General features: G+C 47.9%; 13 protein-coding genes and 1 pseudogene. 5 read left to right on the forward strand and 9 right to left on the reverse strand.

From position 1 onward, the window contains the following. Positions 1–95: 95 nt before the first annotated feature. From HMPREF9944_RS13530 to HMPREF9944_RS09810, 6 genes and pseudogenes are all read right to left on the reverse strand, one after another. A pseudogene (locus HMPREF9944_RS13530) lies at positions 96–152 on the reverse strand (sortase B protein-sorting domain-containing protein); the annotation flags it as partial. A gap of 257 nt (positions 153–409) precedes the next feature. Then, positions 410–1,198, reverse strand: coding sequence for a cytochrome c biogenesis protein CcsA (gene ccsA / locus HMPREF9944_RS09790; RefSeq protein WP_008566073.1), 789 nt, complete (start codon positions 1,196–1,198; stop codon positions 410–412). A 3-nt stretch (positions 1,199–1,201) separates the two neighbouring features. Continuing rightward, positions 1,202–2,467, reverse strand: a complete 1,266-nt coding sequence (locus HMPREF9944_RS09795) for a cytochrome c biogenesis protein ResB (protein WP_008566075.1) — start codon at positions 2,465–2,467, stop codon at positions 1,202–1,204. 94 nt (positions 2,468–2,561) lie between these two features. After that, positions 2,562–4,058, reverse strand: a complete 1,497-nt coding sequence (nrfA, locus tag HMPREF9944_RS09800) for an ammonia-forming cytochrome c nitrite reductase (RefSeq protein WP_008566076.1) — start codon at positions 4,056–4,058, stop codon at positions 2,562–2,564. Between the two features lie 67 nt (positions 4,059–4,125). Then, on the reverse strand, positions 4,126–4,770 hold the full coding sequence (nrfH, locus tag HMPREF9944_RS09805; protein ID WP_008566077.1) for a cytochrome c nitrite reductase small subunit: 645 nt from the start codon (positions 4,768–4,770) through the stop codon (positions 4,126–4,128). 151 nt (positions 4,771–4,921) lie between these two features. Beyond that, positions 4,922–5,848: a hydrogen peroxide-inducible genes activator gene (locus HMPREF9944_RS09810; protein WP_008566078.1), complete on the reverse strand. Its 927-nt coding sequence runs from the start codon at positions 5,846–5,848 to the stop codon at positions 4,922–4,924. Positions 5,849–6,100: 252 nt separating this feature from the next. Here HMPREF9944_RS09810 and rbr point away from each other — a divergent pair, with 252 nt between their 5' ends. Further along, positions 6,101–6,754, forward strand: a complete 654-nt coding sequence (gene rbr / locus HMPREF9944_RS09815) for a rubrerythrin (RefSeq protein WP_008566079.1) — start codon at positions 6,101–6,103, stop codon at positions 6,752–6,754. A 368-nt stretch (positions 6,755–7,122) separates the two neighbouring features. On the opposite strand, the gene trmD is transcribed toward rbr, so the two are convergent. From trmD to HMPREF9944_RS09830, 3 genes are all read right to left on the reverse strand, one after another. Further along, on the reverse strand, positions 7,123–7,797 hold the full coding sequence (trmD, locus tag HMPREF9944_RS09820; protein ID WP_008566080.1) for a tRNA (guanosine(37)-N1)-methyltransferase TrmD: 675 nt from the start codon (positions 7,795–7,797) through the stop codon (positions 7,123–7,125). Between the two features lie 55 nt (positions 7,798–7,852). Then, on the reverse strand, positions 7,853–9,850 hold the full coding sequence (gene ligA / locus HMPREF9944_RS09825) for an NAD-dependent DNA ligase LigA (RefSeq protein WP_008566081.1): 1,998 nt from the start codon (positions 9,848–9,850) through the stop codon (positions 7,853–7,855). 71 nt (positions 9,851–9,921) lie between these two features. Then, positions 9,922–10,824: a helix-turn-helix domain-containing protein gene (locus HMPREF9944_RS09830; protein WP_008566082.1), complete on the reverse strand. Its 903-nt coding sequence runs from the start codon at positions 10,822–10,824 to the stop codon at positions 9,922–9,924. A gap of 157 nt (positions 10,825–10,981) precedes the next feature. Between HMPREF9944_RS09830 and HMPREF9944_RS09835 the strand changes: the two genes are divergently transcribed. The 4 genes from HMPREF9944_RS09835 to HMPREF9944_RS09850 are packed head-to-tail and all read left to right on the forward strand — an operon-like array spanning position 10,982 to position 15,653. Beyond that, positions 10,982–12,223 (forward strand): TolC family protein, encoded by a 1,242-nt coding sequence (locus HMPREF9944_RS09835; protein WP_044113625.1) that lies wholly within the window; start codon positions 10,982–10,984, stop codon positions 12,221–12,223. 19 nt (positions 12,224–12,242) lie between these two features. Continuing rightward, the gene (locus tag HMPREF9944_RS09840; RefSeq protein WP_008566085.1) at positions 12,243–13,127 is read left to right on the forward strand and encodes an HlyD family secretion protein; all 885 of its coding nucleotides are present in this window, start codon (positions 12,243–12,245) and stop codon (positions 13,125–13,127) included. Then, positions 13,105–14,568 (forward strand): ATP-binding cassette domain-containing protein, encoded by a 1,464-nt coding sequence (locus HMPREF9944_RS09845; RefSeq protein WP_008566086.1) that lies wholly within the window; start codon positions 13,105–13,107, stop codon positions 14,566–14,568. Before HMPREF9944_RS09840 ends, HMPREF9944_RS09845 begins: the two co-directional genes overlap by 23 nt. A gap of 2 nt (positions 14,569–14,570) precedes the next feature. Beyond that, the gene (locus HMPREF9944_RS09850) at positions 14,571–15,653 is read left to right on the forward strand and encodes an ABC transporter permease (protein ID WP_008566088.1); all 1,083 of its coding nucleotides are present in this window, start codon (positions 14,571–14,573) and stop codon (positions 15,651–15,653) included. Position 15,654 lies beyond the last annotated feature (1 nt).

Raw genomic sequence — 15,654 nt, forward strand, 5'->3', positions numbered from 1 at the left:
TAGATAGTATCTATAGGAGAGGACAGATACTATCTATACGACAGGACTCCTATTGGAGGTCCAAAAGGACTTCCAATGGAGGTACGATAGGACTTCTATTGGAAGTACAAAAGGATTACTATCAGTAGTGCGATTGGACTACTATCGGAAGTACAAGAGGATTACTATTGGTAGTCCTCCACCTTTCATATAAGGAAAGGTAAGGTCTTCCTTATATGAAAGGTCGAGTGTTCCTTATATGAAAGGTAGGGTCTTCCTTATAGGGTCTCCGTTCTTAAGCTGCGAGGCATGTAGGGACGCACGGCTCGTGCGTCCGCTCCAATAGTTTGTTAACTGCCAACTCGTTCACTTGCTCATGGCATTGGGCGAGCGTACGAGCCGTGCGTCTCTACATCAGTGCTTGCGTTTCTCACTCCATACTGTACGTATGCACGCTCACACCTTGTGCCGAAGGCAGATAGTTGATGCCCCACCAGCACATTTGCAACAGGCAGAAACACGCGATGAGCATGGCGAGAGCGGGCTTAGGATGGGTGGGTTTATAGCGGCGATAGTGAATATAGGCCAGATAAGAAAGCCATGTGATGGCGGCCCAAGTCTCTTTCGGGTCCCAAGCCCAGTAGTGTCCCCAAGCCTCCTTGGCCCACAGTGCACCCATGAGCATGCCGAGCGTGACGAAAGCCATACCGACGTAAACGAGATTGTCGGTGATATCAAGTTCCTCTTCGGTGGCATCGCTCTTCTTGATGAACAGCAGATAAATGGCCATTACCATGGCTGCCCCGAGCAGGGCATAGGACATCATGTAGACAATGACGTGGGGCGCGAACCAAGGACTCTGCAGTGCGGGCATTAAGGTCTTGGAATGGATTTCGGGTTTGAAGAGGTTGATGCACACAAAGACGGTGGCCAACAGTGTGCTGAACGAGAGTATCCATTTATAATGCCAGCGACTGTAGACAATGAGACCTGCCAATGGTAGGAAAAAGCTATACCACAGCCGTGTTTCGCCCATTGTGCGGAGTGGCGGACGCTCCAGACTTATCCACATGAATAATATGTATGCAAAGAAAACGGTTAGTCCGATGCCCGTCAGTGCATAGGCCATGGCCTTCTTTTCTTTCCAAGCAGCGGTGGCTCCGACAGCCCAACAGATAACCGATATAATCGCAAAGATGATAAAATAACTCCAAGTCATGGTTTAGTTTTCCTTTCTCTTGCCGGCAGTGAAGAACATTCCTACTGCGCCGATTAATAATAGATAGATGCCTACATAGACGACGTTGAGCCATGGGTCGCTCACCAACTCAAACACGCTGACGTTGCTCCATTTGCCCATCTGCTCGTTGTAGCTGAGCTGATAAATCTTCCAACCGTTAACAGCGTAGGGCTTGTTGACCTCAATCTCGGTCAATATGTTCTTTCCGTCTTGGGTATAGATATTCACATTCGAGGCATAACGCTTCGGTTCGCGGCTTGCCATGACAAGCGATTTGCCATTGTCGAGCTTCAAGGTCTCTAACGGGAATAGATAACTTCCACAGGTTATCCAACCCTTTTTTACGGCTCCCGCTTTTCTTGCTGTGACGGAAAGGGCGCAGGCTGCACCTGTTTGATGGCTCTTGATATAGCCTCCTTTCTTGATGGCCATGCCAAGTGAGTCCATGCGAACCATGCCTCGCATCTGCATGGGCATGTTCTTTATCATATTGGCAAGGTCAGTCGGGACGGCATCTTCTATCTTTTTATCAATCTGTATGGTCCACCCTGCTATTATTCCTTGCTTAAACGAGTCGTCGATGAGCAGCACTTCGGGTTTGTTATAGGGCATCGGTTTCCCTGTTTTGTCAATCACCATGAGCTTGGGTGGGTATTCATCAATCGTGAAGCGGTTGAGTTGAATGGCAACAGGTAGTTCATGTACGTTGTTGTAGGCATCAAGTCCTCGCCATTCGGGCTGCCCTTTCTCACAATACATCTTGAGTCTCTGCATGTCGGCATTGCCTAATGTTGCACACGTAAGGGCGATGAAAAGTCCTAAATGACTTGTGCTGACGGGTAGTCTGCGCCATGCAAAGTGGGCTATCTGCTTGATGGTGACTTCTCCTATAATCATTGTCATCCAGAAATAAACAAGGATGAACGGCCAGAAATTCAGCATCTTGCTCAGTCCTATGAGGTCTCCTGCAGGCTTGTCTGAAGCAACTTGCCGGGTCAGCCCCATAATGAGTGTCAGCAATGCCGCAGCGATGATAGACGGAATGGCTGCCTGCATCGTTGCCATGAAACTGAAGAAGTAGACACGTTTGCGAAGAAGATAAAAGAGAAGAAGGGCAATGATAAGGACGATGAGCGTTATTCCATTAGCCGGCCAAAGGAATAAAGCCCAGTCTAACGGCCCTATCGTGAGTTGAAGAAGCAGACCAACCAAAGTCAATCCGATGACAATGGCCGTCCCTTCTTTCATGGTCCAAGGTTTTTTCTACATAATTTTTCATCATAAAAGAGGCATCGAAGCAAATATCTTCAATGCCCCTTTGGAGTTATTTCTGTTGTTGTCCTTACATGGGTTGTGTGATAAAACGTTTGTTCTTGCGTGCCGTTTCAATCCATTTCGGAACGACAGTGTTAAGGAAATCCTGCTTCTGCGCATGCAGAGTCTTCATGTCAAGCCCTACATATTTAGCTGCTTTCTCGCGAGTTGAGATGTCGGGGAGAGGTATCTGGCCTGTGAAGCCATGCTTTGCAGCGACACGTGTAGCCTGCAATTGGGCATCTTTGGCATACATCATTGAATTGGCCAGGAGCCGCATCACCTCTTGTGGCGCATGGAAAGCTGCTCCATGGCTTGCCAACGCATAGTCCCAACGCCACTGACTCTTGCGAATGTCACTCAAGCATTGCTTCATTTCAGCCTCTGTAGCACCCTTGTCCCATGCAAACTTGGCATAGATGTGCGCGTTAGCCAATTCTTTGTTGACCTTAACGGCAAAGTCATAGACTTTCTGCTGACGCTCATATACGTTCTGGCGAAGGGTCTCTGCGTCTTGTCGATGGCAAGTTTGACAAGTGCGGTTGATATGAGCTAACGGACTCATGATATGATGATCGGTATATTTAACGCCACCTTCAGAAATATAAGGCATGTGGCAATCAGCACAAGAAAGGCCGCGTTGGCCATGGATTCCCTGTTTGAACATTTCGTAACCCGGGTGTTGGGCCTTCAAAATCTTAGCATGAGAGAGCGGGTGGATATAGTCGTAGAAACCGATACTGTCATAGTATTCTTCGGCCGCCTCACATGTGAGTCCTTTCTCTTGTGGAAAATGCAGATAGTTACCATTCTCTTTTTCAAAGTAGTATTCGGTGTGGCATTGTGCACAGACCAAGCTTCTCATTTCTTGATGTCCGGCCTTCTTGACATCCTTGCCTACGCGTGCCCATGCCTCATACAAAGCTGGTCGGGCTGGCCGAAGATCCATCGTTCGGGCATCATGGCAGTCGGAACAGCCCACGGAGTTCATCACTTCACCGCCCCAATCACTCCATTTTGCTGCATAGAAAGCATTAGTTCCTTTCTCGCGCATCAGTCGAGGAACGTCAGGCCCCTTACAGGTCCAGCACGTTCCGGGCTGAAGATCCTTCTGACCATCAACGCCCGGAGAGCCTGTACGCAGTATCTTGCGCAGGTCTTCAATGCAATGACGGTGCCCGCGTGGGGTGTTGTAGTCCCTTGAGAAAGCATAACCGTCCCATATAACAACGATTTCGGGAAATCTCTCCAGAATGCTTTTCTCCTGTGAGCCATTGTATTTGCTCTCGAAAGTGGTATCTTCCGTCATGGCCCATGATTGGTATTCACGTGGAAAATCCGCTGCGAATTTCTCGTTTTGGGCTACGATAGAGTCTGTCATTGGCGTGCGGCGATTGTTGAATATACTGGCAACTTCGGCTCTTCTTTCCAAGAGTGAAGAGCAGATGAGGCCCAGAATGAACACAACAACCATGGCTCCTCCGAAGAGTAGCCAGCCTTGCCATTTCTTTAGTTGTTTTGCCATAGCTATTAAGTTTGATTATTTATTTCGTTAGATGAGGTGAGATGATACGATTAGACCGTTATATTCCCTATTTTGAACCTTCATAAGGCGTGTGTCCCAAGGCCTTTTGCAGCCATGCCGGAACGGGGTCAGGTGGCATCGGCTCTACAAATTCGGCTCCCGGAGTGGAAGAAAGCGAGTTCATTCCCATGTGAGGCACGTCGCGGTGACAGTCCCAACAGACTTTCCCTTCGCCGCGCTTGGCCATCATGTAGTCAATGCGTCCGGTTTTGACGAACTCTTGATTGAGTTGCTTGTGGCAACGAATGCAATTGTCCATGATTACTTCTGCCGATGCATCTTCAGCCTCAATAGCCTGCCGCTCGCTGTGGGTAACAAAGTAAGCAACATGCTTCATTCCGTCCTTGCCTTTGAAGAAGTAATGCGAAACTATATTATTATTGGGCACATGACAATCATTACAAGTAACATCACGACCGTGAGATGAGTGCGACCATGTGGCATAATAGGGTGACATAATGTGGCAGTTGATGCAGGCAGCCGGGTCATCTCCCACGATATATGTATGCATACGGAGCAGATACATGAATAGAATCACCAATCCGAAAGCAACCCCGCAAAGCGTTGTTATCGTTACCTTTTGTCGAAAAGAAAGCCTATCGACAAATGATTTCCATGCGTTTTTCAGCTTTGTATAGGTTGGTCGCTTCATAGATTGTTCATTTGTTTATGCTGCAAATATAGTAAATAATACTTAAATAGTTGTCAAATTAGGAGAAAATTTTCCTCATTAATGAGGAAAAATATAGCCGACAGTGAAAACTGACGGCTATTTACATGAAGATTTCTTATTTCCGGGGCTATTATACGCGCTGTTGAACCTGTTTCAGCTTTAGCATATCAACGGGAACGGCCTTTTGAATCTCTTCGATAAGCAGTCGGCGAACGGTCGCACGCACGAAATCTTTGTTATTGATGACCACGATATCACGCGTCGGGATAGGTATGGCAAACGGCCTGACAAGCTCTTTCTGGCTGTCGGCCAACTGGAAAATGGCCAGTTCAGGAATGAAGGTCATGCCCTTTCCGCTTTCAACCATACGCATGAAGGTCTCGATACTGCCCAATGAATAAGCCTTCTGACTCTGCTTGGCCCCTTGAAGTTGACAGAATTTCACCAATTGGTCTCTGAAACAATGGCCTTCATCGAGCATCCAAAGATATTCTCCTTTCAGGTCGCTTGTGTGTATCACCTTATTTATATATAGGGGGTCACCTTTCGCTACATAGCCGAAGAACTGCTCGAAAAACAAATGTGAGGTCTCAAAGTCGTCCATTCCGTCGAGCTTAGCCAGTATACCTACGTCGATATCTCCATGCAGAAGCGCTTGCTTTATTTCGTGGGTTTGCATCTCACGGATACGGATATCCAACTCAGGATGGCGTTGCATGAGTTGCGGGAAGAAGCGCGGTATGAGATAAGGTGCTATCGTTGGCAGAATACCTACATGGAAAGTGCCGCGCAAGGAATGCTTTTCTTCTTCCACAGACTCCTTGAGTTGCTTGGCATGTTGCAGGATTTCCCATCCTTGGTCGATGACGTTTTGCCCGATAGGTGTGGGTAGAACAGGTTGGCGTTTACGGTCGAAGATCTTTACGCCCAGCTCTTCCTCGAGCTTTTGTATCATCGAACTGAGCGTAGGTTGGGTCACATTGCAGGCCTCGGCCGCCTTGGCAAAGTGCTTGTGGCGGTAAACGGCCATGATATATTCCAATTGTTGCAGGGTCATAATTCCTCCTGTGGTATAAGATTTTATTGCAAAGATACGCTTTTTTTGATGTTTTCGGGCAGAAGAAGCCATGGAATATCAAATAATCCTCATTTTTTTGTTTCTCAAAAAGCCTCGGACGCCGATGGATAAAGGTTCAGAATGGATATTATAGATTTCTTCTATCGGAATATAGGTTCCATCTTTTGCAAATCTGAAAAGAAAGAACTAACTTTGCATCAACAAAAACAAAAACATTAATACAAGAACATTATGAAAAAGAAATTCATCTGTACCGTTTGTGGGTACATTCATGAGGGAACGGAAGCACCCGAATCGTGCCCCGTATGTCATGCCAAAGCTGAAAAGTTTAAGGCATTCGACCCCAAAGCATTGAAGGGAACGAAGACTGAACAGAACTTAATGACGGCCTTTGCAGGCGAGAGTCAGGCGCATACCAAGTATCTTTATTATGCCTCAAAGGCCAAGAAAGACGGCTATGAGCAGATTGCAGAGCTCTTCACAGAGACTGCTCTTAACGAGAAAGAGCATGCAAAACTGTGGTTCAAGTTCTTGCACGAGGGAGACATTCCCACGACAACTACAAACCTTGCCGACGCAGCTGCGGGCGAAAACTACGAGTGGACCGACATGTATGACGCCATGGCTAAGCAGGCAATCGAGGACGGTTTCCCTGAACTTGCTGTTAAATTCCGTGGCGTTGGGGCCATTGAGAAGCGTCACGAAGAGCGTTATCGCAAACTGTTGCAGAACATTGAAGAGGGCATTGTGTTCTCCAAAGACGGCGACCGCATTTGGCAATGCCGCAATTGTGGCCACATTCATATCGGAAAATCAGCCCCTGAGGTTTGTCCGGTCTGCAACCATCCGAAGAGTTTCTTCCAAGTTGCAGCTGAGAACTTCTAAATGAAGGTTCATCATTTTGGATATAAACAGGCCGGGCAGTGATGTCCGGCTTTTCTTTTCAGCCATCTTGTCTTCTGACTTCACCTATTTTACCGCGCAATCTCAGCCATTTTAGCGTGCAATATGGCTGAGATTGTGTGGTAAAATGGGTAGAATTAAAATGCAAGGTGTAAGTCGTTGAATATCAGTTCAAATAATGTAGGGACACACAGCTTGTGCGTCCGCTCAAATAACCCTGTGTTTATGTTTCCATTCCGATGAGGCGGACGCACGGGCCGTGCGTCCCTACATCGCCATTATGGCCGTATTGATGTGTTTTATAAAGCGTGATGTGGTGGAAAAATGGCTGTTAGGCTTCTGTAAGTCTGCTATTTCAGCAGGTCGGGACGCAGTCGTTTGGTACGTTCTATGGCTTGTTCGAACTCCCATTGGCGCACTTTTGCCTCGTTTCCGCTTAGCAGAATGTCGGGAACTTTCCAGCCCTTGTAGTCGGCAGGGCGCGTATAGATGGGTGCAGCCAGCATATCGTCTTGGAAACAGTCGCTTAGTGCACTCTGTTCGTCGCTGATTGTGCCGGGAATAAGGCGAACGATGGCATCTGTCATCACTGCAGCTGCCAGTTCTCCGCCCGTGAGTACGTAGTCCCCGATACTGATTTCGCGTGTAATCAAGTGGTCGCGCACGCGTTGGTCGATGCCTTTATAGTGGCCACAAAGGATAATCAGATTGCCTTTCAGCGAGAGATCGTTGGCTATGTGCTGGTTGAATGGCTCGCCATCGGGGCTGGTATAGATTACTTCATCATAGTCGTGCTCGGCTTTCAGGGCCGAGATACAGCGGTCAATCGGCTCGCACTGCATCACCATGCCCGCGCTTCCGCCGTAAGGATAGTCATCAACGCGACGCCATTTGTCGCGTGAGTAGTCGCGAAGATTGTGAAGTTTGATTTCTACCAAGCCTTTTTTCTGTGCCCGTGCCAATATGGATTCGCCTACAAATCCCTCAATCATCTCCGGGAGGACGCTTATAATGTCTATTCTCATGCCTGCAAAAGTAATGCTTTTTCTGCGATTGGGCAAGCCAGATGGGGCATACTTGCTATTCGCTTCCAAAGCGTTCGATGAATTCCGACTCGGAGATAACGGGAATACCCAACTGCCGTGCCTTTTGGTTTTTGGTGCTTACGGAGGCCACATCGTTGTTGATAAGGTAGTTGGTCGACTTGCTTACGCTGCCCGTCACCTTGCCCCCTTGGCCCTCGATATAGGCTTTCAGCTCGTTGCGGTTCTTATATCGCGTCACGTCGCCGGTCACAACGAAAGTCAATCCTTTGCACTTCTCGCCGCTTGGCTCATTACTTTCTTGGCTCACGCGCACCTGCCCGAGCAGCTTTTCAACCATCATCAGGTTCTCTTCGTCATGAAACCATTCCACAATGCGGTTACTCTTTTCCAGTCCGATGCCCGCAATGAGTGCGAAAGGAGTATCACCTCCGGGCACTATTTTGTCACTTTTACCGCTGGCAATGTCGATGATTTCGCGCAGAGGATAGGCACCCAACAAGCGTTTGCACACGTCTTGACCGCACAATGGAATGCTCAAAGCATAGAGAAAACGCCGTGCTTCCACATCGCGGGCCTTCTCAATAGAACGCAATAGATTGCGCGCACTCTTCTCGCCGAAGCCTTCCATCGCTGCAATCTCCATGGCATGGTCTTTCAATCTGTACAAGTCGGCATATTCTTTCACCCAACCTAAGTTGATGAACTTGGCCACTGTCTGTTCTGAAATGCCGTCGATATTGACGCCTTCCTTGCTCACGAAGCGGGCGAACTTACGCAGTTGCTTGGCCGGACACTTGGCGTTGGTGCAATGAAGCGTCTTGGTTGCGCTGGCAGGACTGATGGAAATGCGTGTCAGTGCACCGCAAACAGGACAGCAATCCGGTATCTCCAATTCGCCGATTTTCTCGTCGACGCGGATTACTTTCGGTATGATTTTGTTGGCTTTGATGACACGCAGTCGTGTTCCTCGGCTGCCGATGCCGAGCCGTTCGCACTCGCTGATGTTGCAGAGTGAGGCGCGTTTCACAGTCGTCCCCTCCAGTTCGACAGGCGAAAAGACTGCCACGGGCGAGATGGTGCTGGCCGCACAGCTCCATTCGATGTGATCTAACGTCGTGTCGGCATGCTCGTCCTGCCACTTAAAAGCGTAACCTGCACGCGTGGCATGATGACCTGTGACGCTTCCCGTCTGTGCAAAGGCCGTGTCGTCATAGGTGATAACGAGCCCATCTACAGGATATGGATTTTCTTTATCAGTCACTTTCTCCGTCCATCGGGCTATCACCCGCTCAATGTTCTGTAGCGTTGGCTGTGCGATTTGCTCACGCTCCACAGCCTTCATGCCGTTCATTTCGAGCCAATCCATGCGTGCTCCCCATGAGTCGACGGCCTCTTCGGTATAGACTAACGTAAAGGGAATCCACCGAAGATGGCGCTGTCGCACTTCGTCCACGTCTTTCAAGGTGAGCGAACCCGATGCCAAATTGCGCGGATTTGCGTATTCTTCGTCGCTTTCCATGTTGAATTGTTCAAAGTCTTCATAGCTGATGACGCACTCACCACGCACAACTACGTGGCCCACCGCCTTGATTTCGCGCGGTATTCCCGCTATGGCTGGGGCCAGATGTGTAATGTTTGTGCCCACGTGTCCATTGCCCCTTGTCACCACTTTCGTCAGTTTCCCGTTATCAAATGTGACGACAAGGGTCAGTCCGTCCAGCTTCCAACTGAGCCAAATTGGGCGACCTTCCGCCCATTTCACCAGCTCTTCGGGTTGCTTGGTCTTGGCCAATGAGAGCGCAGGGAACTCATGTTCCTCCTTTTGTCCCGTGATATTGTCTTCCGACACACGGTTGGTTGGCGAGTCAGGCAGCTGCTGTCCGGTCTCGATTTCCAGTTGTTTCAGTTGGTCGAACATGGCATCCCACTCATAATCCGACATGCGTTCGCCTTGTCCGTTATAGTATGCATCAGCCGCTTCGTTGAGTGTATCAACCAGTTCGCGCATCTTTCTCAGTTTATCTTCTGTCATAATGAATAGTTCTTTAGCGACAAAAATACGATTTTTCTATTGAATAAGCCCGAAATTCGGCTAAAGTTTTTTCACGGTACAGTTTGTCTGAATTGATTGGGCGTAAGGTTTGTGAGCCTTTTGAAGTATTTACAGAAGAAGCTAACGGTAGGAAAATTGAGCTCATCTGCTATTTGTATGACGGTGCGGTCACTGTGTTTGAGCATCACTTTGGCCGAGGTAATCAGCGCACGGTCTATCCATTCCTTGCCCGTCTGCCCGCTTACGGCTTTCACAACCGTACCGAGATAGCGGTCGGTAAGGCACATTTTCTCGGCATAGAAAGCCATTTGATGCTCTTGTTTGCAGTGATTGTTCACCAAATAAATGAAGCGTTCGAAGATATTTCGATTGTTGGAATGTTCCGTAGTAGTCTCTTTGACAACCGAAAAATGAAAATCATATTGATAGATAATCGTGCGAATGATGCTTTTAATGACTTGTTGGCTATGTTCCGGTTGCGAAACCGTTTCATGGAGAAGTCCGAAAAGACGCTGAATAAAGCTGCTTTCGGTGGACGAAAGTAGCTTCTGTGCGTCGGTCATCGGCCTATTGAATGTCGCAGGAAAGTCGTTGTTTAAAGCTAAATGCAGGAAATCCGGCGAGCAAGCTATGCCCGTTAAGTTGAAGTCTTTTGATGCTTTGAGGGGTTGAACTATCGTACCCGGTGTGAGAAAAACAAGGGTTCCGGCAGTCAATTCCTTATCAAGAAGATTGAAACGAACCGTAGCTTTGCCCGAACGTATCAGGCCGCAGCGATAGTCTTGCAGCTGAAATATCGAGCCAACTTGTAGTACTGCTTGGAGAACATACCTCAAATCGGTGACCACAGAGAAGTCTTTTGTGATGACAATATTGCTGGGTGTGTTGCTTTTGTAGGCTTCGACGAGTGCCTTGAAGCGGTCGAAAGTGAGTGAAACGGGCTTGTCTTGCATCTCTTTTTGGGTTGAAATATGATGCAAAGATAATGATTTTTGCTTTTTAGAGCACTTTTTTGCCTCGAATCTTACGAAAAGAACATTATTCACTATAAAAGGATAACACATCATGATGTGTTTTGTCCTATCTTTGCAGCAACTAAATGACAGAACAATGAAAAAGAAATTATTGATATGCTGTTGCGTTCTGCCCTTGCAGTTGTGGGCACAATCGCTCACGTTGGAGGCTTGTAAACAGCGGGCTGAAGCCAATTATCCCGTCGTGAGTCAGTATCGTTTAATCGAACTCACACGTGATTTTACGCTTGAGAATGCTGCGAAGTCGTGGCTTCCTCAAGTTGCTGTGTCGGTCAGCGGCATTGCATTTACAGATTTGTTGGACGTAAGCGGGCCGATGAAACAGCTGGGAATAGACACCAAGAATACGATGGCTTCGGGCATGGTGATGCTCAATCAGAACCTCTATGACGGTGGTCAGACCCGTACACAGCGCCAGATGGTGCGGGCACAGGCCGAAGTTCAACATCGACAGTTAGCCGTTTCGCTCTATGATTTGAACCGCCGGGTGGAACAACTCTACTTCGGTATCTTGCTATTGGATGCGCAAATCAAGCACACACGCTTGTTGCAAGAGGACTTAACTCTAAGCCGTAAGACCGTAGAAGCTATGCTGAAAGCGGGTGTTGCCAACCAAAGTGATGTCGATGTCGTGGCAGTTGAGCAGGAGAATTCCTTACAGTTGCTCGACACGCAGCTGGCTTCAAGACTTTCATATCTGAAGATGTTGGGGCTGTTCGTTGGTCAATCGTTAGGTAATGACACCCGGTTGGAGATGCCCACTGCCTTGGAAACGTCGTCAAGGGAGGTGCTTCGGCCAGAGCTTTCCTATTATCAAGCGCGTGAAGGGCTATTGAATGCGCAACGCAAACAACTCGATTCACGTCTCATGCCCACGCTGAAAGCTTTTGGAATGGGCGCATATCACACAAAAGTAACCGATTTGATGAAGAACGGAATGCTGGCCGGTGGTATCACATTCAGTTGGAATATCGGCGCACTCTACACGCGGAAGAACGACCTTCGCAGGCTTGATGTAGATCGACAGCAGGTGGAATCCGAGCGTGCCACCTTTCTTTTCAATAACAGTTTAGAGGTGGAAAGTACCGAAGGCAACATCGCCATGCTGAAGAAACAGCTTGTCCACGATAACGAAATCGTCAGACTTCGTGAGCAAATCCGCGACAAAAGCGAGAAGAAAGTACGTCTGGGAACGGAGAGCGTCAATGAGATGCTGCGCGATATCAATGCGGTTTCAAAGGCACGCCAGCAGCGTTCAACGCATGAAATCCGGTTAATAGAGGCATTTTATGCCCTCCGAACGAACATCAATCAATAATCATAAAATACAATCTGTTATGAAAAAGAACATTTTGTTTGTAGCCTTGCTCTTGGTGGCATGTGGCGATAAAGATAACACATTCGACGCAACGGGCACATTTGAGGCTACCGAGGTGACCGTTTCGGCCGAACAGACAGGTAAATTGTTGCGCTTTGACGTGCAGGAAGGCGGAAAAGTCATGGCAGGAGTAGAGGTTGGGTGCATCGATACCGTTCCGCTCTACTTGAAAGCCCGACAAATCGGTGCCGTCAGAATGGTCTATCAGGCACAGAAACCGAATACTGCTACACAGATTGCAGCCTTACGTCAGCAGGTTGCCAAGGCACAACAAGAGGTCGACCGCTATACCCAACTCGTGAAAGATGGGGCAGCTAATCGCAAGATATTAGACGATTCGCGTAGCCAACTGCTTGTGTTGCAGCGCCAATTAGCGGCACAAAGTGCGACATTGGGAACCTCTACGCGTAGCTTGACAGCCCAAATGGGGACGGCAGATGTAGAGAAATTGCAAGTCGTAGACCAGCTGCGTAAGTGCCATATTGCCTCACCTATCAGTGGCTTTGTATTGGAGAAGTATGCTGAACCCGGTGAGTTCGCTGTTATAGGAAAACCGCTTTTCAAGGTGGCCGACACAGAACGGCTCTTCTTGCGTGCCTATATCACGAGCCGACAATTGCAACAAGTGCGTTTAGGACAGCGAGTAACGGTCTTTGCAGACTATGGCAATGAGAAGCGAAGCTATCCGGGTATAATCGCATGGATAGCCTCCAAGAGTGAGTTTACGCCCAAGACAATTCTCACGGATGATGAGCGTGCCGACTTGGTTTATGCCATGAAGGTAGCCGTAAAGAATGACGGGAAGATTAAAATCGGTATGTATGGAGAAGTCAATTTCCGTTAGTCACCTGTCCAAACGCTATGAAGTGCAGGCTTTACAAGACGTTTCATTCGATGTAAATCGTGGAGAAATCTTCGGACTCATCGGACCTGACGGGGCAGGGAAGACTACACTGTTCCGCATTCTGACCACTTTGCTGTTGGCGGATGAAGGAAGTGCCACTGTTGATGGCTTTGATGTGGTGACGGGAATGAAGGCTATTCGCCGGCGAGTTGGCTATATGCCCGGTCGGTTCTCACTTTATCAGGATCTCACAGTAGAAGAAAATCTGCAGTTTTTTGCCACACTTTTCTCTACAACCGTGGCAGAAGGATATGCCTTGATAGCCCCTATCTACTCGCAGATCGAACGGTTTAAGACACGAAAGGCAGGCGCTTTGTCGGGCGGAATGAAGCAAAAGCTGGCGCTATGTTGCGCTTTAGTGCATCGTCCTTCCGTCCTTTTTCTTGACGAACCTACCACAGGTGTAGATCCTGTAAGCCGTAAAGAGTTTTGGGATATGCTTGAAACTTTGCGTCAAAGTATCACTATCCTTGCTGCAACACCCTATATAGAAGAGGTGAAGCGCTGTAATCGTGTTGCATTCCTCCATGAAGGAAGGTTGAAAGGAGTGGGGAGTCCCGATGAGATATTAGAGAAGTTCAAAGATGTTTTCAATCCTCCCGCACTTCAACATCATGAAGAAAGTACATCGGAAAAGGTCGAAGAAAATGTTATTCAAGTGCAGCATTTAGTGAAAGCCTTTGGGGATTTCCATGCCGTTGATGATATTTCGTTCAGTGTTCACCGTGGAGAAATCTTCGGATTCTTGGGAGCCAATGGAGCAGGAAAGACCACGGCGATGCACATTCTGACAGGACTTAGTCAGCCCACAGATGGACATGCGACTGTAGCAGGCTTTGATGTGTCGACGGAATACGAGCAAATCAAGCGACATATCGGCTATATGAGCCAAAAGTTCTCGCTCTATGAAGACCTCACGGTGGCAGAGAATATCCGTCTGTTCGGCCATATTTACGGAATGGCATCGGCAGAGATAGAGTCTAAACTCAACCGAATGCTACAACGTTTGCAGTTCACCGACCACGCCAATGACATTGTTTCATCGCTCCCTTTAGGCTGGAAACAGAAGCTTGCTTTCTCGGTAAGCATCTTCCACGAGCCCGATATTGTCTTCTTGGATGAGCCAACTGGTGGTGTAGATCCAGCCACTCGGCGACAGTTTTGGGAGCTGATTTACGAGGCAGCTCAACGAGGTATAACGGTTTTTGTAACCACGCATTATATGGATGAAGCCGAGTATTGCGACCGTATCTCCATCATGGTAGATGGTAAAATCAGTGCAATCGGCACACCCAATGAATTGAAAACACGCTTCAATCAGCCCGATATGAACAGTGTGTTCACGCTTTTAGCACGCCAATCTACCCGACAAAGTGATTAGACATGAAAGAGTTTTGGTCATTTATCATCAAGGAAACTAAGCATATCACACGTGATGTGCGTACGATGTTGATACTCTTTGGCATGCCTGTCGTGCAGATGTTGCTCTTCGGTTTCGCCATTTCTACCGATGTGCGCAATGTGCGTACGGTGGTTGTTGCCTCACAACTCGATCATCAGACGCAACGTATTGTCGAGGCACTCGACCAATCTGAATACTTCAATGTGACGGTTTGGGTTCACACACCCGCTGAAGCAGAACGTCTCATTCGCAATCAAAAGGCCGATATGGCCGTGGTTTTCAGTCCCGATTTTGCCACTAAACATGGCGGAGTGCAGCTTATTATAGATGGTGCCGACCCCAATATGGCACAGCAATACAGCAATTATGCCTCGCAAATCATGGGTACTCAGCTGATGAATGTCATGCGGATTGAAGTACCAAATAGTGTCTCCTCAAAAATGCTTTACAATCCCCAAATGAAGAGTTCCTACAACTTTGTGCCCGGAATCATGGGCATGTTGCTCATGTTAATCTGTGCAATGATGACGAGTATCAGCATTGTTCGTGAGAAAGAACGAGGTACAATGGAAGTCTTGTTGGTGTCTCCTGTGCGCCCATTACTTATCATTTTGTCGAAAGCAGTGCCCTATCTTGTATTAGCATTTGCTGTGCTGTTGAGTATCCTTCTCATGTCGCGTTATGTGTTGAATGTGCCGATTGCCGGCAGTCTTTGGCTCATTTTATTGGTCTCAGCCATTTATATTCTCTTGGGATTATCGTTGGGTTTGCTCATCAGTACGGTAGCAAAGACGCAGATGGTTGCCCTTTTAGCATCAGCAATCATGCTGCTTATGCCGACCAGTTTGCTAAGTGGTATGATGTTCCCCATCGAGAGCATGCCTTCTGTTTTACAGTGGGTTTCGGCTTTGATGCCCCCTCGTTATTTCATTTCCGCCATGCGCAAGCTACTCATTATGGGTGTAGGTTTCCGTCATATTGCGCAAGAAGTTATCATACTTTCAGCCATGACGGTAGTCTTCTTGACGACGGCTCTGTTGAAGTTTAACAAAAGATTGGAATAAA

This window comes from Segatella maculosa OT 289, from assembly GCF_000243015.1.
GTDB classification, from domain to species: domain Bacteria; phylum Bacteroidota; class Bacteroidia; order Bacteroidales; family Bacteroidaceae; genus Prevotella; species Prevotella maculosa.

Bases quoted from the DNA above. Each gene is read 5' to 3' on its own strand.
- rbr (WP_008566079.1), top strand. From the start codon at position 6,101: ATGAAAAAGAAATTCATCTGTACCGTTTGTGGGTACATTCATGAGGGA.
- HMPREF9944_RS09810 (WP_008566078.1), bottom strand. From the start codon at position 5,848: ATGACCCTGCAACAATTGGAATATATCATGGCCGTTTACCGCCACAAG.
- HMPREF9944_RS09840 (WP_008566085.1), top strand. From the start codon at position 12,243: ATGAAAAAGAACATTTTGTTTGTAGCCTTGCTCTTGGTGGCATGTGGC.
- HMPREF9944_RS09835 (WP_044113625.1), top strand. From the start codon at position 10,982: ATGAAAAAGAAATTATTGATATGCTGTTGCGTTCTGCCCTTGCAGTTG.
- HMPREF9944_RS09795 (WP_008566075.1), bottom strand. From the start codon at position 2,467: ATGAAAGAAGGGACGGCCATTGTCATCGGATTGACTTTGGTTGGTCTG.
- nrfH (WP_008566077.1), bottom strand. From the start codon at position 4,770: ATGAAGCGACCAACCTATACAAAGCTGAAAAACGCATGGAAATCATTT.
- nrfA (WP_008566076.1), bottom strand. From the start codon at position 4,058: ATGGCAAAACAACTAAAGAAATGGCAAGGCTGGCTACTCTTCGGAGGA.
- trmD (WP_008566080.1), bottom strand. From the start codon at position 7,797: ATGAGAATAGACATTATAAGCGTCCTCCCGGAGATGATTGAGGGATTT.
- ligA (WP_008566081.1), bottom strand. From the start codon at position 9,850: ATGACAGAAGATAAACTGAGAAAGATGCGCGAACTGGTTGATACACTC.
- HMPREF9944_RS09850 (WP_008566088.1), top strand. From the start codon at position 14,571: ATGAAAGAGTTTTGGTCATTTATCATCAAGGAAACTAAGCATATCACA.
- HMPREF9944_RS09830 (WP_008566082.1), bottom strand. From the start codon at position 10,824: ATGCAAGACAAGCCCGTTTCACTCACTTTCGACCGCTTCAAGGCACTC.
- HMPREF9944_RS09845 (WP_008566086.1), top strand. From the start codon at position 13,105: ATGGAGAAGTCAATTTCCGTTAGTCACCTGTCCAAACGCTATGAAGTG.
- ccsA (WP_008566073.1), bottom strand. From the start codon at position 1,198: ATGACTTGGAGTTATTTTATCATCTTTGCGATTATATCGGTTATCTGT.